At 63.8% G+C, this 18,047-nt stretch carries 20 protein-coding genes; 10 read left to right on the top strand and 10 right to left on the bottom strand.

From position 1 onward, the window contains the following. Positions 1 to 154: 154 nt before the first annotated feature. The 3 genes from NKI31_RS25625 to NKI31_RS25615 all read right to left on the bottom strand — a co-directional run bounded on the left by NKI31_RS25625 (position 155) and on the right by NKI31_RS25615 (position 2,565). Positions 155 to 1,573, bottom strand: coding sequence for an ATP-binding protein (locus NKI31_RS25625; protein ID WP_023821067.1), 1,419 nt, complete (start codon positions 1,571 to 1,573; stop codon positions 155 to 157). Further along, the gene (locus NKI31_RS25620; RefSeq protein WP_023670175.1) at positions 1,557 to 2,222 is read right to left on the bottom strand and encodes a response regulator transcription factor; all 666 of its coding nucleotides are present in this window, start codon (positions 2,220 to 2,222) and stop codon (positions 1,557 to 1,559) included. Before NKI31_RS25620 ends, NKI31_RS25625 begins: the two co-directional genes overlap by 17 nt. An 82-nt stretch (positions 2,223 to 2,304) precedes the next feature. Then, positions 2,305 to 2,565 carry a hypothetical protein gene (locus tag NKI31_RS25615; RefSeq protein ID WP_023670174.1) on the bottom strand — a complete coding sequence of 87 codons (261 nt, stop codon included), beginning with the start codon at positions 2,563 to 2,565 and terminating at the stop codon, positions 2,305 to 2,307. Between the two features lie 280 nt (positions 2,566 to 2,845). Here NKI31_RS25615 and NKI31_RS25610 point away from each other — a divergent pair, with 280 nt between their 5' ends. Further along, complete coding sequence (locus tag NKI31_RS25610; protein ID WP_352652875.1) at positions 2,846 to 3,232, top strand: ester cyclase; 387 nt, start codon at positions 2,846 to 2,848, stop codon at positions 3,230 to 3,232. Between the two features lie 6 nt (positions 3,233 to 3,238). Here NKI31_RS25610 and NKI31_RS25605 read toward each other — a convergent pair whose 3' ends face one another. After that, positions 3,239 to 3,646, bottom strand: coding sequence for a DUF3168 domain-containing protein (locus tag NKI31_RS25605; protein WP_023670173.1), 408 nt, complete (start codon positions 3,644 to 3,646; stop codon positions 3,239 to 3,241). Positions 3,647 to 4,079: 433 nt separating this feature from the next. On the opposite strand from NKI31_RS25605, the gene NKI31_RS25600 reads away from it, so the two are divergent. Then, positions 4,080 to 4,271 (top strand): hypothetical protein, encoded by a 192-nt coding sequence (locus tag NKI31_RS25600; RefSeq protein WP_023670171.1) that lies wholly within the window; start codon positions 4,080 to 4,082, stop codon positions 4,269 to 4,271. A gap of 43 nt (positions 4,272 to 4,314) precedes the next feature. Here the strand turns inward: NKI31_RS25600 and NKI31_RS25595 are convergent, their stop codons facing one another. Next, the gene (locus NKI31_RS25595) at positions 4,315 to 4,581 is read right to left on the bottom strand and encodes a DUF1488 family protein (protein WP_023670170.1); all 267 of its coding nucleotides are present in this window, start codon (positions 4,579 to 4,581) and stop codon (positions 4,315 to 4,317) included. Then, the gene (locus tag NKI31_RS25590; RefSeq protein WP_023670169.1) at positions 4,578 to 4,841 is read right to left on the bottom strand and encodes a hypothetical protein; all 264 of its coding nucleotides are present in this window, start codon (positions 4,839 to 4,841) and stop codon (positions 4,578 to 4,580) included. The genes NKI31_RS25595 and NKI31_RS25590 overlap by 4 nt, the downstream gene beginning before the upstream one ends. Before the next feature lie 247 nt (positions 4,842 to 5,088). Between NKI31_RS25590 and NKI31_RS25585 the strand changes: the two genes are divergently transcribed. From NKI31_RS25585 to NKI31_RS25575, 3 genes are all read left to right on the top strand, one after another. Next, positions 5,089 to 5,451 (top strand): co-chaperone GroES, encoded by a 363-nt coding sequence (locus NKI31_RS25585; protein ID WP_023698577.1) that lies wholly within the window; start codon positions 5,089 to 5,091, stop codon positions 5,449 to 5,451. Between the two features lie 64 nt (positions 5,452 to 5,515). Beyond that, complete coding sequence (groL, locus tag NKI31_RS25580; protein WP_023684537.1) at positions 5,516 to 7,144, top strand: chaperonin GroEL; 1,629 nt, start codon at positions 5,516 to 5,518, stop codon at positions 7,142 to 7,144. A gap of 136 nt (positions 7,145 to 7,280) precedes the next feature. Continuing rightward, entirely contained in the window at positions 7,281 to 7,445 is a 165-nt protein-coding gene (locus NKI31_RS25575) for a hypothetical protein (RefSeq protein ID WP_023705441.1), read from the top strand. Positions 7,446 to 7,457: 12 nt separating this feature from the next. On the opposite strand, the gene NKI31_RS25570 is transcribed toward NKI31_RS25575, so the two are convergent. After that, positions 7,458 to 9,011, bottom strand: a complete 1,554-nt coding sequence (locus NKI31_RS25570) for a trimethylamine methyltransferase family protein (protein WP_352652874.1) — start codon at positions 9,009 to 9,011, stop codon at positions 7,458 to 7,460. Positions 9,012 to 9,424: 413 nt separating this feature from the next. Between NKI31_RS25570 and NKI31_RS25565 the strand changes: the two genes are divergently transcribed. From NKI31_RS25565 to NKI31_RS25550, 4 genes are all read left to right on the top strand, one after another. After that, entirely contained in the window at positions 9,425 to 11,584 is a 2,160-nt protein-coding gene (locus NKI31_RS25565; protein WP_023684539.1) for a transglycosylase domain-containing protein, read from the top strand. A gap of 73 nt (positions 11,585 to 11,657) precedes the next feature. Next, positions 11,658 to 12,242 carry a DUF1214 domain-containing protein gene (locus NKI31_RS25560; RefSeq protein WP_023738546.1) on the top strand — a complete coding sequence of 195 codons (585 nt, stop codon included), beginning with the start codon at positions 11,658 to 11,660 and terminating at the stop codon, positions 12,240 to 12,242. After that, positions 12,235 to 12,783 (top strand): DUF1254 domain-containing protein, encoded by a 549-nt coding sequence (locus tag NKI31_RS25555; RefSeq protein ID WP_352652873.1) that lies wholly within the window; start codon positions 12,235 to 12,237, stop codon positions 12,781 to 12,783. Before NKI31_RS25560 ends, NKI31_RS25555 begins: the two co-directional genes overlap by 8 nt. A 396-nt stretch (positions 12,784 to 13,179) precedes the next feature. Then, on the top strand, positions 13,180 to 14,190 hold the full coding sequence (locus NKI31_RS25550; RefSeq protein ID WP_352652872.1) for a hypothetical protein: 1,011 nt from the start codon (positions 13,180 to 13,182) through the stop codon (positions 14,188 to 14,190). On the opposite strand, the gene NKI31_RS25545 is transcribed toward NKI31_RS25550, so the two are convergent. From NKI31_RS25545 to NKI31_RS25535, 3 genes are all read right to left on the bottom strand, one after another. Next, positions 14,177 to 14,524 carry a DUF1491 family protein gene (locus NKI31_RS25545; protein ID WP_023698568.1) on the bottom strand — a complete coding sequence of 116 codons (348 nt, stop codon included), beginning with the start codon at positions 14,522 to 14,524 and terminating at the stop codon, positions 14,177 to 14,179. The genes NKI31_RS25550 and NKI31_RS25545 overlap by 14 nt on opposite strands. A 76-nt stretch (positions 14,525 to 14,600) precedes the next feature. After that, on the bottom strand, positions 14,601 to 15,389 hold the full coding sequence (locus tag NKI31_RS25540) for a peptidoglycan-binding domain-containing protein (protein ID WP_352652871.1): 789 nt from the start codon (positions 15,387 to 15,389) through the stop codon (positions 14,601 to 14,603). Beyond that, positions 15,364 to 17,109, bottom strand: a complete 1,746-nt coding sequence (locus NKI31_RS25535; RefSeq protein WP_352521877.1) for a sensor histidine kinase — start codon at positions 17,107 to 17,109, stop codon at positions 15,364 to 15,366. The genes NKI31_RS25540 and NKI31_RS25535 overlap by 26 nt, the downstream gene beginning before the upstream one ends. A 532-nt stretch (positions 17,110 to 17,641) precedes the next feature. Between NKI31_RS25535 and NKI31_RS25530 the strand changes: the two genes are divergently transcribed. Next, positions 17,642 to 18,010, top strand: coding sequence for a DUF5330 domain-containing protein (locus NKI31_RS25530; protein ID WP_023732038.1), 369 nt, complete (start codon positions 17,642 to 17,644; stop codon positions 18,008 to 18,010). The last annotated feature ends 37 nt before the right edge of the window (positions 18,011 to 18,047 follow it).

Genomic DNA, 18,047 nt, shown 5'->3' with positions numbered 1-18,047 from the left:
AACGGGATGCGCTGGGGGCCGCGTCATCGGGGGCGTCAGGACGTCATACTATTGATATTTGTCGGAAATTTGGCCGTTCTTAACGGCTTTTGCGCAATCGAGGGGCCGCCATAACACAGGCATTCGGCCGTGTCGATTGGCCCTGGGCAGTACATCATTGCAAGCTCCGCAAGCGCACAACCGCCTTCAGCCCGCCCATCGTGGAGCGTTCCAGCGCCAGCGCCCCGCCATACTCGTTGACGAGGTCGGCAACGATGGCAAGTCCGAGCCCGGTTCCCGGCTTTGTCTCGTCGAGGCGCCGGCCGCGTTTCAAGACATCGCGGGCCTTGTCCTCGGGGATGCCGGGACCGTCATCCTCGATCGATAGCTCGAACAGGCCGGCTGCGGCCGGCGTGACGGATACGGCAACAGTGCTCCTTGCCCATTTCATCGCATTGTCGAGGAGGTTGCCGACCAGTTCCTCCAAATCCTCGCGCTCGCCAGCAAAGACGATGTCGGCCGCCGGCAGCGTAAGCGACAGGCTGACATCAGGCTTGAGTTTTTGCAGCACGCGCACCATGCGCTGCACCAGCGGGGTCACCGGCGTGCGGTAGACGACGCTGTCGCGCTGCGCGGCGACCCGAGCCCGCTGCAGATAATGGTCGACCTGCTTCTGCATCGAGGCGGCCTGGTCGGCGATGAGCTGGCCCTTGGCGCCGCCGAGCGCCCGGCCCTCGTTGATCAAAACTGCGAGCGGCGTCTTCAGCGAATGGGCGAGGTTGCCGACCTGCGTGCGTGAACGCTCGACGATGCGCTTGTTGTTTTCGATCAGCGCATTGGTCTCGTTGGCGAGCGGCTCGATCTCGGCGGGAAACTGGCCGTCGAGCCGTTGCGCCGTGCCTTCGCGCACCTGGGCAAGCGCGTTGCGAACCCGGCGCAAGGGCTGCAGGCCGAGCAGGATGGCGATCGCATTGATGGCGATCATGCCGACGCCGAACAGGCTGAGATAGGTCAACAGGCGGCCCTGGAAGGTGGCGATCTCGTGCTCGAGCTCGGTCTTGTTGCCCATTACGCGGAAGCGCGCGGCGCGGTTCTTGGCATCGAGGACGAATTCGCTTTCGAACACTTGCAGTTCCTCGTCACCGATGCCGTCGGTGGAATAGCTGCGCTGGAAACTGGAATTGAAAGGCACCTCGGCAACGGTCGGCGACGGGATCGTCGTGGTCATCGAGGACGAATGAAGGTTGCCGTGCACGCCTTCGGAAGCCGGCTCCACCGACCAGTACCAGCCCGAATTCGGCTCCGAGAAGCGCAGGTCGCCAAGGTCGGGAGCACCGGTGAGCTGGCCGGATTCGGAAACGCCGACCGAGCCGATCAGATTGAACAGATGCGCCGACAGCAGGCTGTCGAAGCCGCGCTCGCTGGCCTGGCGGTAGAGCGTGGTGATCAGAGTGAAGATGACGATCAGGGTGAGGATCGCCCAGATCGTGGAAAATCCGATGACGCGGAAGGCCAGCGAGCGCGGCCAGAGCCGCGCCGAAAAAGGCTTCCTTGCTGGTATGGGGAGCGGTTCCGCCTTACGCCTCCGGCTCACGCATGCGATAGCCCATGCCGCGCACGGTTTCGATCATGTCGATGCCCATCTTCTTCCGCAGCCGGCCGACAAAGACCTCGATGGTGTTGGAATCGCGGTCGAAATCCTGGTCGTAGAGATGCTCGACCAGCTCGGTGCGCGACACCACCTCGCCCATATGGTGCATCAGATACGCCAGCAGGCGGAACTCATGCGAGGTCAGCTTCAGCGGCACGCCGTTGACATCGGCCTTGGAGGCCTTGGTGTCGAGGCGCAGCGGCCCGCAAGTGAGCTCGGACGAGGCATGGCCGGCGGCGCGGCGGATCAGCGCCCTCACCCTGGCCAGCACCTCCTCGATGTGGAACGGCTTGGTGACATAGTCGTCGGCGCCGGCATCGATGCCCGACACCTTGTCGCTCCAGCGGTCGCGCGCTGTCAGGATCAGCACCGGCATCTTGCGGCCGTTGCGGCGCCAGCGCTCGACGACGCTGATGCCGTCCATCTGCGGCAGGCCTATGTCGAGCACGACGGCATCGTAGGGCTCGGTGTCGCCGAGGAAATGCCCCTCCTCGCCGTCATAGGAGCGGTCGACGACATAGCCGGCATCGACCAGCGCGTCGGCCAGCTGCCGGTTGAGATCCTTGTCATCTTCTACGACGAGTACGCGCATGATCGGTCAGGCCTGTTGATGGGTCAGATATAGGCCGATTCCGGTGGTCTGGGAAACGAGCCCTGCAAGAGGGAAGATTGGATCAGTTCGCCGGGACGACGATCTCGGAGCGGCGCGGACGCTGGCCGTCCTTGCCCGGCACAAGCACGACGATGACGCAGACCTCCTGGCCGCCACGCGTCGTCTGCGAAGCCTTGGCCAGCGTGCCGCCATTCTGCTCGGCAACCTGCTGGCCGATCGCGTAGCAATCCGCCGCGGCTGCCGGCGTCGCTTGCGACGCCAACAGGCCGGCCGCTGTGAGCGCCAGTATCGCGGTTCTGACATGAGAGCGAAGCGTTTTCATGGTCGGCGTTGTAACGCAACTGTGCTGAACGTGAAGTGAACGGTGAACGGGTGAAAATCCATCCCCGCAAAACCCCCTGCGCGCGCAACGAATGAATGCGATCCTACCGCCCAGTCCCTCAGACCGGGCAATGGATTCATAACCGGAAAACCGGCTGCGCGGCTATGGTTTTTGCGCGCAGGTTCTCAATTCGCAGCCAGATTGGGAACAGGTCAAGGCGAGACCATTCTGAAGGGCCGCCCTAAATAGCGCGGGAAACGCCAAATCATCGGAGTGCGCCATGACGGATAAAGACTTTGCCGACCTTTACCGGGGCTATATCGCTTGCCTGAATGACCAGGACTGGGCGAAACTTGGAGACTTTGTCGGCGACGAGGTGCAGCACAATGGCGAAATGCTCGGCCTGTCGGGTTATCGCCGTATGCTCGAAGGCGATTTCGAGGCGATTCCCGACCTCCGCTTCAACATCGAACTGCTGGTCTGCCAGCCGCCGCGCATGGCGGCGCGCCTGCATTTCGACTGTCATCCCAAGGGCGTGCTGTTCGGCCTGCCGGTGAACGGCAAGCGCGTGTCGTTCGCTGAGAATGTTTTCTACGAATTCGGAGAGGGTCGCATCCGCGAGGTGTGGTCAGTCATCGACAAGGCCGAGATCCAGGCGCAGATCTAGGTTGCTTCAATCACTTTGTTCGGTGAGAGCGCGTATCCGCAGCACCCCGTGGTAGAGCGCCAGGTCCTCGTCGTAGCGGGCCTCGGCGAACTCCAGCGACAGGCGGGTCTGGTCGCGCGAGCCGGTGGCGAAAGCGGCGCCGTCAAGGCGCGCCCGGATGCTGTCCATGATCAGACGCGTCTCGGCCTCGCCTTGCGCCTTCGACCAGACATGCAGCGTGATGAGCTGGTCGTCATCATTGTCGGCGCCGGTGTCCAGATCGAATGCGCTGGTCCTGCCATAGGTCACATAAGGGAAGGCGGCACTGTCGGCCGCCTGCTCGCGCAACCCGGCGCCGCCGAGCAGCGCCGTCAGCGAGGCATCGCTCTTCAATCTCATGAACAAGGCTTGCAGCAAATCGCCGGGCGCCGTCATCGTCGTCTCCGTTCGCCTGTCACGCTTTGAACAACCTCAGTTTCGCGCGCAACCTAACCGCGTTGCACGGATTGCGCCAGATGACGATCCGCCTGATGGAAGGCGGCGAATCGGGCGGCATGGCCCTTCCACGGACCGGGTTCTATTTGGCATGCGGGGAGTTTCAAGAAGGGTGTTATGAGGAGCCCTGTTTTCTCCGGCAATTCGAGGTCATTTCATGCGAACGCCACCGCTGCTGCCGGCCTTTGGAAAGCTTGGCGTCAAGCCCCCGGTCGCGATTGCGGCAGCACCCGCCTGTCGAAGAGGACCGTGGCCCTGCGCATGCGCGAGATACTTTCAATGCATGGCGGCCTGGCCTTGAAGCTGTCGGTGGTGGCCTGGACAATCCTGATCCTGGCGGCGGCATTTTTCATGTCAAGGGCCTGATGCCGATATGGCAAACCGCTACGCGTTGCGCATGGACGAGCCCGAGAGCTGGACTATCTTCGACATCTTCACCGGCCAGCCTGTCGAGCTTAAGCAACAGGTAATGGTGGCCATGAATTTGCGCGATGCGGAAGCGATGGCCGACCGCCTGAACAGCCGGGACGTCAAGCGGCGGGCAAAAGCCGACCGCAAGTCCTGACGCACGCTGATCTCAGCCGCTCTGATTGCAAGACGAACGCGCGCTAACCGAAATCCGCGGCTGTGAGCACATATATGCTCTTGCGGGTGCGGGCGTAGGCCTTGCTGGCAATGTCATGGATGGAGCTGGACGCGGTGTCGAAAGCCGCCAGATAGGTGGCTTCCGCGGTCGCCGTCCCTGATGGCGCCTTCGAGAGGGCATCGGCTGCGACAGAGAAGGAAATCTGGAACATGCCGTCGTGGCCGACAAAGCGGATGCGCTTGCCGGCCTCGTCATAGAAGCGACTTGGATTGGGGAATGTCAGGCTCATGACGTGCCCCCCTTCGGCGCGGCGGCGGCTTTCTTGACTGTCGCCCGCTTCTTCTTCGGTGTCGGGTTCAAGGCTTCCGCGACGCGGTCGGCCTCTTCCTTGGCCAAGCGCAATTCCCTGAGCCTTGCCGTCTTGATCTCCCTGGCCCTCGCTTCGGACATGTAGTCGGAGGTTGCCTTGTTGCGCTCGGCCGTCTTCTTCTGCTTGTCCATGAAGCGGGCTTCAGCTTTTTCCATGATGCTCTGATTGCCTTCGGCCATCGCCTAAATCTCCTTCGTGCCTGAAATTGTGAAATCGAACTTACGATATAAATAGTCACTTTTGCCTCGGAATTCAATTTTTTGAAATATCTAGGCGCCTCGCGACGTTTCGAACCCTGCAGACATCATAATACTTTTTAATATTTAATTTTGGCCACGAATAATTTTTGGCACTCCTATCTATCGAGTGCCAACACGCCTATAAGAACGGCGCGGTCGCCTATGCCGGCCCCAGAAAGAAGTTCTCATGAAGTTTCGGCCACTCCACGACCGCGTCGTCATCCGGCGCGCCGAAGGCGATGTCAAATCCAAGGGCGGCATCATCATTCCCGACAATGCCAAGGAAAAGCCGCAGGAAGGCGAAGTCATCGCCGTTGGGCCGGGCGCACGCGACGAAAACGGCGCGCTTGTTCCGCTCGACGTCAAGGCCGGCGACTTCATCCTGTTCGGCAAATGGTCGGGCACCGAGGTCAAGATCGACGGCGAGGACCTGCTGATCATGAAGGAAGCCGACATTATGGGCGTCATCGACAAGAGCGAGACGGCCGCTATCGGCAAGAGCGGGACGGTCGTCACCGAGAAGAGCGTCAAAGCCAAGAAGGCTGCCTGACCGGCCTGGCTTTGCCAGGCTCCGGCGAGCCGCTTGCTTCACCACACCAACGGGATTGAAAAAAATGTCTGCCAAGGAAATCAAATTCGCCACCGACGCGCGCGACCGCATGCTGCGCGGCGTCGAGATCCTCACCAATGCGGTGAAGGTCACGCTCGGCCCCAAGGGCCGCAACGTCATCATCGACAAGGCCTATGGCGCGCCGCGCATCACCAAGGACGGTGTGACGGTGGCCAAGGAAATCGAGCTTGCTGACAAGTTCGAGAACATGGGCGCGCAGATGGTGCGCGAAGTGGCTTCGAAGACCAACGACCTCGCCGGTGACGGCACCACCACCGCCACGGTGCTGGCCGCATCGATCCTGCGCGAAGGCGCCAAGCTGGTTGCCGCGGGCATGAACCCGATGGACCTCAAGCGTGGCATCGACCAGGCTGTCGCCGCCGTGGTCAAGGACATCAAGGCGAAGGCCAAGAAGGTCAAGTCGTCGGCCGAGATCGCGCAGGTCGGCACCATCGCCGCCAATGGCGATGCCAGCGTCGGCGCCATGATCGCCAAGGCGATGGACAAGGTCGGCAATGACGGCGTCATCACCGTCGAGGAGGCCAAGACCGCCGACACCGAACTCGACGTCGTCGAAGGCATGCAGTTCGACCGCGGCTATCTCTCACCCTATTTCGTCACCAATGCCGACAAGATGCGCGTCGAACTGGAAGAGCCTTACGTGCTCATCCACGAGAAGAAGCTCGGCAATCTGCAGGCGATGCTGCCGATCCTCGAAGCAGTGGTGCAGAGCGGCAGGCCGTTGCTGATCATCTCGGAAGACGTCGAAGGCGAAGCACTGGCGACGCTGGTCGTCAACAAGCTGCGCGGCGGCCTCAAGGTCGCGGCCGTCAAGGCGCCGGGCTTCGGCGATCGCCGCAAGGCGATGCTGGAAGACATCGCCGTGCTGACATCGGGCCAGATGATTTCCGAGGATCTCGGCATCAAGCTCGAAAACGTCACCATCGAGATGCTTGGCCGCGCCAAGCGCGTACTGATCGAGAAGGACACCACCACGATCATCGACGGCGCCGGCACCAAGGCGACCATCCAGGCGCGCATCGCGCAGATCAAGGGCCAGATCGAGGAGACCACGTCCGACTACGACAAGGAGAAGCTGCAGGAGCGGCTGGCCAAGCTCGCCGGCGGCGTCGCCGTGATCCGCGTCGGCGGCGTCACCGAGTCTGAAGTGAAGGAAAAGAAGGACCGCATCGACGACGCGCTGAATGCGACGCGCGCGGCGGTGGAAGAAGGCATCGTGCCCGGCGGTGGCGTGGCGCTTCTGCGCGCCAGATCGGCGCTGGCCGGGCTGACTGGCGCCAATGACGATGTGACGGCAGGCATTTCGATCGTGCTCAGGGCACTCGAAGCGCCGATCCGCCAGATCGCCGAGAATTCCGGTGTCGAAGGCTCGATCGTCGTCGGCAGGCTGTCCGACAGCAAGGACCACAATCAGGGCTTTGATGCCCAGAACGAGGTCTATGTCGACATGATCAAGGCGGGCATCGTCGATCCGGCGAAAGTGGTGCGCACCGCACTGCAGGATGCCGGCTCGATTGCAGCGCTTCTGATCACCGCCGAAGCGATGATCACCGACGTTCCGGCCAAGGATGCGGCGCCTGCGGGCGGCGGTGGCGGCATGGGCGGCTACTGACCATCGCCCGAAAATTGCCCGCCTGGGAATCTGGGCGGGCATAAATCAGAACAGGCTGCCGGGGACATTTCCCCGGCGAGCCAGGAATTTCCGTCAGTCAGTCAAGACCAGTCAGCAACGACAGGGAGATCGACAGATGATCACATTTGCCCCGAAGCCAAACGCTGTATCCGCGACCAAGCCGGCGGAGGAGAGCCGCTTCGATCGCATCCGCCGGATTGCCGCCGACAAGCACAGGCAGGCCGATGCCGGGCCGATTCGCCGCGAGCCGTCGAAGACCGGCGACAAGCGGCCGATGTGACGGCTGCCAACCTCACGACATCGGCAACGCTCCGCCCTCTTCGGTGCGGCGGGCAATGAACTCGTCGAGCACATCGGATGTGGCAACGGCCCACGCCGGCGGCTGGAAGTCGGCCAGCGTCCGCTTCCAGATGCCGGTGGCGCGCTCGGTGGCCGACTTCGAACCGGACTGCGTCCAGCTGCCGAAATTCGACCAGTCGGCGACCAGCGGCTCGTAGAAGGCGGTGCGGTAGCGCGTCATGGTGTGGCCGGCGGCGAAGAAATGCCCGCCCGGCTGGACTTCGGCGATCGCCTCGAAGCCGATCGAATCCTTGTCGCCGGGGGTCGTAGCACAGAGTTCGGCAACCGTCTGCAATGCCTCGATATCGGTGATCAGCTTCTCGTAGGAGACGCTGAGGCCACCCTCCAGCCAGCCCGCGGCATGGATGCAGACGGTGGCGCCGGCAAGCACCGAGCCCCACAGCGCGAACTGCGTCTCGTGCGCCGCCTGCACATCGGAAATGTTGGCCGCACTGCCGCCGCCGGACCGCCAAGGCAGGCCGGTGAAGCGGGCCAACTGACCGGCGCCCAGCGTCGCCTTGACGTGCTCGGGCGTGCCGAAGGCCGGTGCGCCGGACTTCATGTCCACATTGGAGGAGAAGGATCCGTAAACCACCGGTGCGCCCGGCCGCACCATCTGCGCCAGCGCGAGACCAGCCAGCGCCTCGGCATGCTGCAGCGTCAATGCGCCGGCGACGGTGATCGGCGCCATGGCGCCGGCCAGGCAGAAGGGCGTGATGATGGACACCTGGCCGGCCTTGGCGAAGTCGATGATGCCTTGCGCCATCGGGATATCGAGCTGGCGCGGCGAATTGGTGTTAATGACGGTATAGCAATGGACGCCGGCCAGGAACTCGTCCTGCGAGAGGCCGCGCGCCAACCGGATCATCTCGAACCCGTCCTCGACCTGCGGCGTGCCACGGGCGAAGACGAAGGGAAACTTGTCCGACAGGGTCAGCTGCGCACGGTTGACGGCATAGTGGCGCAAACGGTTGTCGACATCCTGAGGCTCGATCCAGGGGCCGAGCATATGCAGCACGTCGAAATTCTGAACAAGCTTGGTCAGTTCTTCGAAAGCGGCGAGCGTGCCCGGACGCCGTCCGCGTTCGAGATCGGTGACGTTGGGCGCCCCGGCTCCGGCGAGGAACGTCATCGAGCCGAGCTCCAGCATGAGATCGCGGCTACGGTTGCCCGCCAGCGCCCGGATGGATTTCGGCGCCGAGGCCAGTGCCGCAGTGACAATATCGCGGCCGATGCGCACCATCCGGCTGTCCTCGTCGACCAGCGCACCGGCTTTGGCGTAGATCGCCCGTGCCTCCGGCAGCAGCACCTTGATGCCGAGCTCTTCCAGCACGCGCAACGCCGTGCCGTGGATGGCCGCGACCTGGTCGTCCGAAAACACCGGCTGCGGCAGGAACGGGTTCTTGAGCGAGCGATAGTTCGGGTGGCGGCTTGGCCCGCTGCCGGCCTCACCGGTGTGCCCGCGCCGGCGCTCGCGCCTGGTCTCCCTTATGATGTCATCGACCATGGCCAAAACTCCTCATTGCCGCATCGCCTGCCCTCGGGGTCGTATGGGAAGGCCGGAATAATTCGCGCCAGCCGCTCGACGCCGACAATGTGCACCGAAAGCGCGGTCCCCTCCCCGGCGATTCGTCGCCCAGCAACGTCAGCGCGACGCTTTTGCCTATTGTGTAGCCATAGCCGGCTGAGGCGACGAAGCCGACGCGCCGGCCCTTGTGCTAGACTGGCTCGAAGCCACTGGCGTCGGCATCGACGGCGTCGACCTCCAGCGTCACGATCCGGGCGGCGCTCAACAAACCGTGCGGTGTGGCCTGGCTGCCCTTGTGAGCCGGGCTGAAATGGAAGAATAGTCTTCGCCGGGTATGCCCGCCCTGAAATTGCCCGCTTGCGGTTCTCAGGTGGGTTGGGTGAGTTTCGGGAATGGCCAGTCCTTTAGAACGACGTCCAAGACGAAGAGGTCCGATCGCCGCCGCACTGCTGGCGGTGGACGCGTGGATCGATTCCTCGCTCTACGAAATCGGCTTCAAGGCCGGCCAGTTCTGGGAATCGGCAACCATTTTTTCGCGGCGCTTCCGAGTCACCGGCTGGCGACGCGGCATCATCGAGGTGCTGAGCGAAGGTTTTACGATGGGCGCCGGCGGCGTCGTCGTGCTGCTCGCACTCGCGATGCCGGCCTTCCAGATCACCACCGGCGACTGGCGCAGTCAGGGCGATTTCGCCGTCACCTTCCTCGACCGCTACGGCAACGAGATTGGCCAGCGCGGCATCATCCAGCGCGATTCCGTGCCTGTCGACGAGATGCCGGACCATGTCATCAAAGCAGTGCTGGCGACCGAGGACCGGCGCTTCTTCGAGCACTACGGCATCGACGTGCTCGGCCTGTCGCGCGCCATCTTCGAGAATGTGCGGGCCAATTCCGTCGTCCAGGGCGGCTCCAGCATCACCCAGCAGCTGGCCAAGAACCTGTTCCTGTCGAATGAGCGGACCTTCCAACGCAAGATCAAGGAAGCCTTCCTGTCGCTGTGGCTGGAGGCCAATCTGTCGAAGAAGGAGATCCTGCAGCTTTATCTCGACCGCGCCTATATGGGGGGCGGCACGTTCGGCATCGAGGCGGCGGCGGATTTCTATTTCGGCAAGAGCGTCAAGGATCTGAACCTCGCCGAGGCGGCGATGCTGGCCGGCCTGTTCAAGGCGCCGACCAAATACGCCCCGCACATCAACCTGCCCGCTGCCCGCGCTCGCGCCAATGTGGTGCTGTCGAACCTCGTCGATTCCGGTTTCATGACCGAAGGCCAGGTGCTGCAGGCAAGGCTGCATCCGGCCGAGATCGTCGACCGCGGCGAGCAGAAGAGCCCGGACTATTACCTCGACTGGGCCTTCGATGAGGTCAAGAAAATCGCCAAGCCCGGCCAGCATTCGCTGGTCGCCCACACCACTTTCGACGCCAACATCCAGAAAGCGGCGGAAGAATCCGTCGAATTCCATCTCCGCCAGTTCGGCAAGGAGTACAACGTCACCGAGGGCGCCGTTGTGGTGATCGAGACCAATGGCGCGGTGCGCGCCATTGTCGGCGGCCGCGACTATGGCGCAAGCCAGTTCAACCGCGCCACCAAGGCGCTGCGCCAGACCGGCTCCTCGTTCAAACCTTACGTCTACGCCACCGCCATGGAGCACGGGTTCACCCCGGACTCCGTCGTCTCAGGCGGGCCGATCAGCTGGGGCGGCTGGTCACCGCACAATTACAATGGCGGCTCGGCCGGCAATGTGACGCTGATCACGGCGATCGCCAAATCGATCAACACCGTGCCGGTACGGCTGGCCAAGGACTATCTCGGCATCGGCCCGATCAAGGCGATGGCCGAATCATTCGGCGTGGAATCGCCGCTGGAGTCGCACAAGACCATGGTGCTCGGCACATCGGGCATGACGGTCATGGACCAGGCGACGGGCTACAGCGTGTTCGCGCAGAACGGCTTCGCCGGCTCGAGGCACGGCATCACCCAGCTCGTCACCCGCACCGGCGACGTCGTCTACGACTTTGCCAAGGATGCGCCGGCGCCGCATCGCGTTTTGTCGGAACAGGCGCTGAAATACATGAACACCATGCTGGCTGCGGTGCCGGCGATCGGCACCGCGCGGCGCGCGCAGCTGCCCAACATCGTCGTCGCCGGCAAGACGGGGACGACGCAATCCTATCGCGACGCCTGGTTCGTCGGCTTCACCGGCAATTACACGGCTGCCGTCTGGCTCGGCAATGACGACTTCACCCCGACCCGCAACATGACCGGCGGCACGCTGCCGGCGATGGTGTGGCAGCGGCTGATGGTCTATGCGCACCAGAATATCGACCTGAAGCCGATCCCCGGCCTAGACAAACCCTTCGTCGACGAAGAGATCGCGGCCAAGGCCGAGGAAGCGGAGAAGAAAAATGCCGATCAGGCAGCAGCGGATGCCGCGGCCGAGCGCCCGGCGGTGCTGTCCAGCCGCACGACACAGACGCTGCGCGAGATGACCAAGGTGTTCCAGGCCGCGCCCGTGCTCGGCTCGCCGCAGACACCGGAGACCCTGTCGGCGCTTTGATTCCACAGCGCTGCTTGCTCTGCGGCCTGCCCCGCTATATCCCCGAACGATAATTCACTCGTCCCGGTTCTTCATGCTCAAGACCGCCTTTTTCACGCTGCTTTCGCTTGCCATAGCCATCGGCCTTGGCGGCGGCAGCGTCTGGTATGCGCTGCAGGCGCAGAGCGGCGTCGGCGCGATCAGCATCGGCGAATGGACCGCCTTTCCCGAGATCGGCACGCAAGATGCCGACCCCTATTCCAAGGCGCGCGTGGCGCGTGAAGGCGTGCTGGCGCTCGGCAAGGCCGAGGGCTTGTCCTTCATCGCCGAGCGCGATGCGGCCGGCGATGAGCTTCAGCGGCAATGCGACTACAGGATCGAGGGCAGTTTCCCCACCGCCCGGTTCTGGACGCTCTATGCCGCGGATCAATCGCTCGGCGTGGTCGACACCGGCAAGCCAAGGTTGGCGGCACTGCAATCCTACCAGGTGCTGCGTCAGCCCGACAATTCGGTGATCATCGCCGTCGGCAACCGTCCGGCCCCCGGCAACTGGCTTCTGACCGAAGGTTTTGGCCGGATGTATTTCGTGCTCACCTTCTACGACACGCCGATTGCCTCAAGCACCGGCCTTTCCGACGTGTCGCTGCCCCGGATCGTCAAGGCTGGCTGCAATGCGTAGGCTGCTGCACGCCATCCTGCTCGGCCTGGTCGGCGCCGGCATCATCCACATCGTGGTGCTTTTGCTGGTGCCGGAATTTACCGAGCGCGATGCCTGGTCACGGCTGGCGACGGCGTCCGACCTCTACAAGATGACCAGGCTGGATGCCGAGGCGGGCGGCGCGCCGGTGGTGAAGTCGGTGGATCCGCTGTTTTACGCCGCCGCCTGCCGCTTCGACCTTGCCGAAGGCATGGTGCGGATCAAGGCGCCGGGCAGCGTGCCGTTCTGGTCGGTGTCGGTCTATGACCGCAACGGCCACAATTTCTATTCATTCAACGACCGCACGGCGACCGGCAACAAGCTGGACACCGTGGTGCTGACGCCGGCACAGATGATCGACGTGCGCAGGGAGCTTCCCGAAGACCTGCAAGGGGCGATCTTCGTCGAGGCGCCGATCGAGGAAGGCATCTTCGTCATCCGCGCCTTCGTGCCTGACGACAGCTGGAAGCCGGTTGTGTCGCAGTTCCTGGACCAGAGCTCCTGCGAACTGCAGGACTACTGACCTCAGCCCGACGACCAGCAAATTCAGTGGTGCGGAACAGGCGTCCGTGGTGTGCCCGGCTGGTCCGCCGGTCGCGCCTGGCCCGCCAATGGCGGATGCTCGTAGCGGACGCCGGGAAAAATGATCACCGCCGCCTGCGTACCGGTGTCCTGAACTGCTCGATTGACTGGTGCCGATCGCGGCACGAAAGACAGTACCATGCCCATGGTTCGCGTATTCCTCTCGGTTGCCCCGGAGCACAACGCAACGCCTCCAAATGTGATTAAGGCCGGCAGAGGGTTAACGGAGCGCTAACGGATCGCGGCTAATTTGATGTTTGTTCCAGGCCTTGCGCGAAACCGACACAGTTGCGGTTGAGCATGGTCCGGGTTGTGTCGAGTGTCGGGCGTATCTTCCGTGTCAGCTTCGGATTTCAGGCAAATCGCCATACGGACGGAATCGGGAAAAGCCGAAAGGCTGTTTCGCGCCGCCGTGTCGGCGTTCTGCTCGCTGACCCGCCCGTCGCGCCGCGAGATCGCCCAGCTCGAGGATCTGACGCTGCCGCTGTTCGACAGCGTGCCGGTCGAATCGCGCCGCTATGTCGCCGCCGCCCTGTCCGAATGCGAATATGCGCCGGCCGCCCTGGTGCGGCGGCTTTGCGAGGAGCCGGTCGATGTCTGCGCGCCCTTGCTCGTCCGTTCGCGGGCGCTGGGCGACATCGACCTGATCGCGTTGATCGGCCGCCACGGCCTGCCGCATGCGCGCGCCATTGCCCGCCGCAAGGATTTGAACCCGACCATCGCGCAGTTGATCAAGGCGCTGGAAAAGCCGACCCTGGTGCGCGTGCGGCAGCCCGAGCCGATCGCCGACGTGGCGGGCGCCGACGCCGAAGCCGCTGCCGCCGCTCCCAGCGCACCAAAACTGCCCGGCAGCGCCGCCGAAACCGCCAGGCGCCGCCTGCGCTCGATGATGCTCGCCGAGGGCGAGGCGACATCGGTCAATCCCTTCGCCGGCTCAGCAACTTACAGCAAGCTGCGCGAGACGGCGCTGACCGGCAACGCCGCCTTCTTCCAGACCGCGCTTGCCGACGCGCTCGACATCGACTTCTCGACGGCGCGGTCGCTGACCGAGCATTCGAGCTATGTCTCGCTGCTCGCCGCGCTGCGGGCGCTCGACCTCAGTGAGGACAGGGCATTCCTGATCGTGGTCGCGGTTTACCCCCGGGAGTTTCCGCACCCGCAGGCGATCCGCATCTTCCTCGACCGCTACCGGCTGCTGCACCACGAGGCGGCGCTCGACAAGGTGCGCGGCTGGAAGGCCGAAACATTGTCGCGAGCGGTGCGCGGCAACACCCCTGTCGCCGCGAATGGCGACCAAGCGCCGGACGTCGACAAAGCCAGCCTACGGGCCAGCCTCAAGGCGTTTTGACGGAGAGAAGCTCCTCGACGGAAACCGTTCCGGCCTCGATCTCGACCACCCAGATGTCGGGATCGAATTTTTTCTCCCGCTCAAGCCTGGCGTCAAGCGCGGCGGCATCGTCGCCGGCGCCGAGCAGCGTGAAAAAGCGATCATCCGGTTTGTCCGAATCGTAGCTCGTCTGCGGCGCCGGGCCGAACAGGGAGACGTCGCCCAGCCTGCCGCGGGAGAGCACGAAGACAGCGCCGGCCTCGGTCGCGCCGCGCTTGACGACGGCCGCAAAGCCGCCGGCGCCGAAAACACGGCGCAGCAGGGCCGACACCCAAAACTCGGTGGTTACGCGCATGACGAGGCTCCGGAGGACATGCGCGGCGTCTTAGCCGGATTTTCGGCTATCCGCGAGCGGTCGTCTTGACCACCACTCAATTGGTCAGGCCGATCTCGCGCATCTTGACGTAGACGACCTCGTCGGGCTCGCCCGTTTCCGGCAGGCCGAACAGCGACTGGAATTCCTTGATCGCCGCCTTGGTGCGGGCGCCGACGACGCCGTCGAGTTGCATGTCGTCATTGCCGAATGCCTTCAGGCCGGCCTGGATCTTGACGATGCGGGCATCGGGCGCTTGGGCGGATACCGGCGCGGAAACCGGGATGGGCGCAGGCGCGGCCTCGGGCGCGGCAACTCGAGCGACGGCCATATCCACGGGCCGCGGCAGCGGATGCGGGATGGCAGCTGTGGTCTGCTTGGCGCCGAGCTGGTCGAGCAGCACGGCGTCGATCTCACCGGAGGCCGGCAGGCCAACTTTCTGCTGGTAGGCCTGGATCGCCTTTTGGGTATTCGGCCCGGAAATGCCGTCGACCGTTCCCGTGTAGAAATCGAGATCCTTCAGGATGCCCTGGACCTGCTCGACGGTCGGGTCGCTTTTGACCGGTGCCGGGCCGGGCCGCAGGATGTTGATGGTGGTTTCGGGTTCGTCCGCGCCGGGGTGCGGAAAACCCTCGATGCTGCGGGTGGCGAAGAAGGCGCCGGCATGCGGAAACGGCTGGTACCACAGCGCGTTGGCGGAAACGTAGAACAGCGTCACCAGGAAGGCGGTCGACCCGCCGACCAGGACCGGATTGCGCGAGATCGCGCCGCCGAGCGCAATCGCGCCGGCCTCGAACGCGCCGCTGCGGCGCTTGACCGCCTTAGGCTGTTTTGCGGAGCGAGCCATTCCTGTCCCCTTTCGCGTCGCCTTTCGTCCTGGTCGCGGGCATCGGCAGCACGCCGTTCCTGTCGGTCGCGCTCCTCTTCGGCCCGTTCACCGGCAGGCTGATCGTGACCGTCGTCCCCTCGCCCGGCATGCTTTCGATCGACATCGTGCCGTCGTGCAGCGCCACCAGGCCCTTGACCAGCGACAGGCCGAGCCCGGTGCCCTCGAAGCGGCGCGTATAGTCGTTCTGGATCTGCATGAACGGCTTGCCGAGATTGACAAAATCTTCCTCGGCGATGCCGATGCCGGTGTCCCTGACCCAGAAATGCAGCCGCGAGCCGATCCGCTTGGCGCCGACGACGACATTGCCGCCATCGGGCGTGAACTTGACCGCATTGGAGATGAGGTTGATCAGGATCTGCTTCACGGCACGACGGTCGGCATTGATCTCGCCGGCGTCCGGCGCAATCTGCGCCTGGAGTCCGATGTTCTTGGCATTGGCCTGCAGCTGCATCATCGACTGGCACATCTCGACCGCTTCGATAAAGCGGAACGGTTCGGGCTCGGTCGCGTAGGCGCCGGCCTCGATCCTCGAGACATCAAGGATGGAGGTGACGACGGCAAGCAGATGCTGGCCCGACTCCTTCACCAGGCCGACATACTCCTTCTGGCGCGGGTCCTTGAAGCCGCCGAACATCTCATGCAGCAGCATGTCGGAAAAACCGATGATGGCGTTGAGCGGCGTCCGAAGCTCATGGCTGACGACCGCCAGGAAGCGGCCCTTCGCCACCTCTGCCGACGCTGCGGCCTCATTGGCGGCAGCAAGCTCGTCGCGCAATTCGGCAGTCTCGTCGTTCTCGCGCAGCAGCAGAGTGAAGGTCTCCTGCTGCTCTTCGGCGCGCATCAGTTCGAGCTGAAATGGCCGGTAATTGTCGGCCGTTGAGGCGCTGCCGTCCTGCGGCAGCCTTACCCGAAGATCGAGCCGGCGCGCCAGGGCGCCATCGCGCATGTCGGCAAGCGCGCTGAGATAAGCGACGCGATCGGACAGGTGGATGCGGTCGAACAGGCCGGCGCCGAAAAGCAGTTCCGGCGGCAGCTTCAGGATGGTGCGCGCCTTGGCCGAGGCATCCAGGACCTCGCCATGCCGGGCGACATGCAGGACAACGGCGTCGATCATGTCTTCAAGGCGGTCGTTTGGAAGGAGCGCGGGCTGCGCGCGTGCGGCATCGCCGAGGGCTGCGAGCCGGGGAACCAGCGTCAGGCCCCAGGCGAGCGGCAGCAGCCAGTGCCACGCCGCGACTTGCGCCCCGCCGAGCGGGACGACAGAGCCGACAAAGGGCTGCAGCAGCATTGCGGCCAAGGCTGAGAGGCCGCCCCAAAGTGCCGCGCGCTTTGAACCGCCGATCCACCAGGCCTCGAATGGCAGTGCCAGAGACAGCAGCGCAACCGGCGACGCCAGGCCGCCTGCTGCCGCGACGGCGCCGGCAAGGGCAAGACCGCCGGCGGCAAGGGCAACCTGGGCTGCCAGCGTCATCTTGCCTGACGCCGCCACCAGCAAGGCGGCGAACCAGCAAAGACCGAAGGCGGCGAAAATGGTTGCGACGGTGACGGCGGCGCCCATGCCCGAGGTGACCAGTGTCACCGCCGCACCGGCGGCGAAGAACGGAGCGGCAAGCATGATGCCGATGAACCGGCGCTGGCGCAGGCGATCGCCCTGGCCGATGATGGCCGGATGGACCATGCGTTCGCAACCAGCCGCCAGCGCGCCAGGCAGTTCAATATATCTGGCAGTTGTCAAACTCAACGCACTCGCACCCGGTCGTGACTGCCCCTGCTTTGCAGGTCGCTTTTGCTTGTTTGAAACTCGCATCCAGCGTTTAAGGAATGAATAAGGCTGACCCGAACAACGAGCGCGCTGCGGCAAAAATTGGAGCGCCGGCACCGGAATGCACCGCCATTTGTGGCCATAGTAAACGGAGCGTTATGTGCAAAGGGCGTGCCCGTGGCTGCGAAACCCTGAGCCGGCATGCCTGCTCTTCTGAAGATATCCATGCGCAACAATCGCTTAGATGGTTACTGCAAGGTTAAGAAAATCGCCGGCATTTGAGGCTAATGCACTGCAAAACGCCTCGCTTCGAATTTGCCTAAAATTTGAGGAAAATTTTCGCTGAGCAGGAAAGCCGTCCTTTGCGCCTCATGTGCCATTGTGGCTGATATAAAGAGGTCATTGCGCATGGACGCATGATCCGGTCATTGGACGAGAGGGCAGATCGATGGGCTTTTTGATAAGAATGGCGTTCTGGTTTTCGCTGGTGTTGCTAGCGCTGCCGCTGACCGTCGGCCCCGACGAGGATGGCCGCGAGAGCGTCGGGCCGTTCCAGGCGCTTTTTGCGGCGCGCGAAGCGGTCGGCGACATCGCCGGCATTTGCGAGCGCAAGCCGGACGTCTGCGAAACCGGCAAGTCGGCGATGCATACGATCAGCGCCCGGGCCAAGGAAACCGCCAAGATCGCCGCCGCCATGCTGGACGACAAGAGCGCCGAGACCTCGCCCGATACATCGCTGGCCACCGGCAGCGTCGCCGAGGACATCGTGCTGCCGGCGACAGTCAACATACCTGCCAAGCTGGTGGCGAAGAACTAAACACCGTTTCAGCTGGTATCTACAGCGACACCGCAGG

It is taken from the genome of Mesorhizobium sp. M0659 (genome assembly GCF_040320605.1).
In the GTDB taxonomy this organism is placed as follows: domain Bacteria; phylum Pseudomonadota; class Alphaproteobacteria; order Rhizobiales; family Rhizobiaceae; genus Mesorhizobium.
This window is presented reverse-complemented; position numbering and strand designations above follow the sequence as displayed.

Coding starts and splice junctions, on each gene's coding strand:
- NKI31_RS25620 (WP_023670175.1), bottom strand. CDS start 2,222: ATGCGCGTACTCGTCGTAGAAGATGACAAGGATCTCAACCGGCAGCTG.
- NKI31_RS25615 (WP_023670174.1), bottom strand. CDS start 2,565: ATGAAAACGCTTCGCTCTCATGTCAGAACCGCGATACTGGCGCTCACA.
- NKI31_RS25610 (WP_352652875.1), top strand. CDS start 2,846: ATGACGGATAAAGACTTTGCCGACCTTTACCGGGGCTATATCGCTTGC.
- NKI31_RS25605 (WP_023670173.1), bottom strand. CDS start 3,646: ATGACGGCGCCCGGCGATTTGCTGCAAGCCTTGTTCATGAGATTGAAG.
- NKI31_RS25600 (WP_023670171.1), top strand. CDS start 4,080: ATGGCAAACCGCTACGCGTTGCGCATGGACGAGCCCGAGAGCTGGACT.
- NKI31_RS25595 (WP_023670170.1), bottom strand. CDS start 4,581: ATGAGCCTGACATTCCCCAATCCAAGTCGCTTCTATGACGAGGCCGGC.
- NKI31_RS25590 (WP_023670169.1), bottom strand. CDS start 4,841: ATGGCCGAAGGCAATCAGAGCATCATGGAAAAAGCTGAAGCCCGCTTC.
- NKI31_RS25585 (WP_023698577.1), top strand. CDS start 5,089: ATGAAGTTTCGGCCACTCCACGACCGCGTCGTCATCCGGCGCGCCGAA.
- groL (WP_023684537.1), top strand. CDS start 5,516: ATGTCTGCCAAGGAAATCAAATTCGCCACCGACGCGCGCGACCGCATG.
- NKI31_RS25575 (WP_023705441.1), top strand. CDS start 7,281: ATGATCACATTTGCCCCGAAGCCAAACGCTGTATCCGCGACCAAGCCG.
- NKI31_RS25570 (WP_352652874.1), bottom strand. CDS start 9,011: ATGGTCGATGACATCATAAGGGAGACCAGGCGCGAGCGCCGGCGCGGG.
- NKI31_RS25565 (WP_023684539.1), top strand. CDS start 9,425: ATGGCCAGTCCTTTAGAACGACGTCCAAGACGAAGAGGTCCGATCGCC.
- NKI31_RS25560 (WP_023738546.1), top strand. CDS start 11,658: ATGCTCAAGACCGCCTTTTTCACGCTGCTTTCGCTTGCCATAGCCATC.
- NKI31_RS25555 (WP_352652873.1), top strand. CDS start 12,235: ATGCGTAGGCTGCTGCACGCCATCCTGCTCGGCCTGGTCGGCGCCGGC.
- NKI31_RS25545 (WP_023698568.1), bottom strand. CDS start 14,524: ATGCGCGTAACCACCGAGTTTTGGGTGTCGGCCCTGCTGCGCCGTGTT.
- NKI31_RS25540 (WP_352652871.1), bottom strand. CDS start 15,389: ATGGCTCGCTCCGCAAAACAGCCTAAGGCGGTCAAGCGCCGCAGCGGC.
- NKI31_RS25535 (WP_352521877.1), bottom strand. CDS start 17,109: ATGGTCCATCCGGCCATCATCGGCCAGGGCGATCGCCTGCGCCAGCGC.
- NKI31_RS25530 (WP_023732038.1), top strand. CDS start 17,642: ATGGGCTTTTTGATAAGAATGGCGTTCTGGTTTTCGCTGGTGTTGCTA.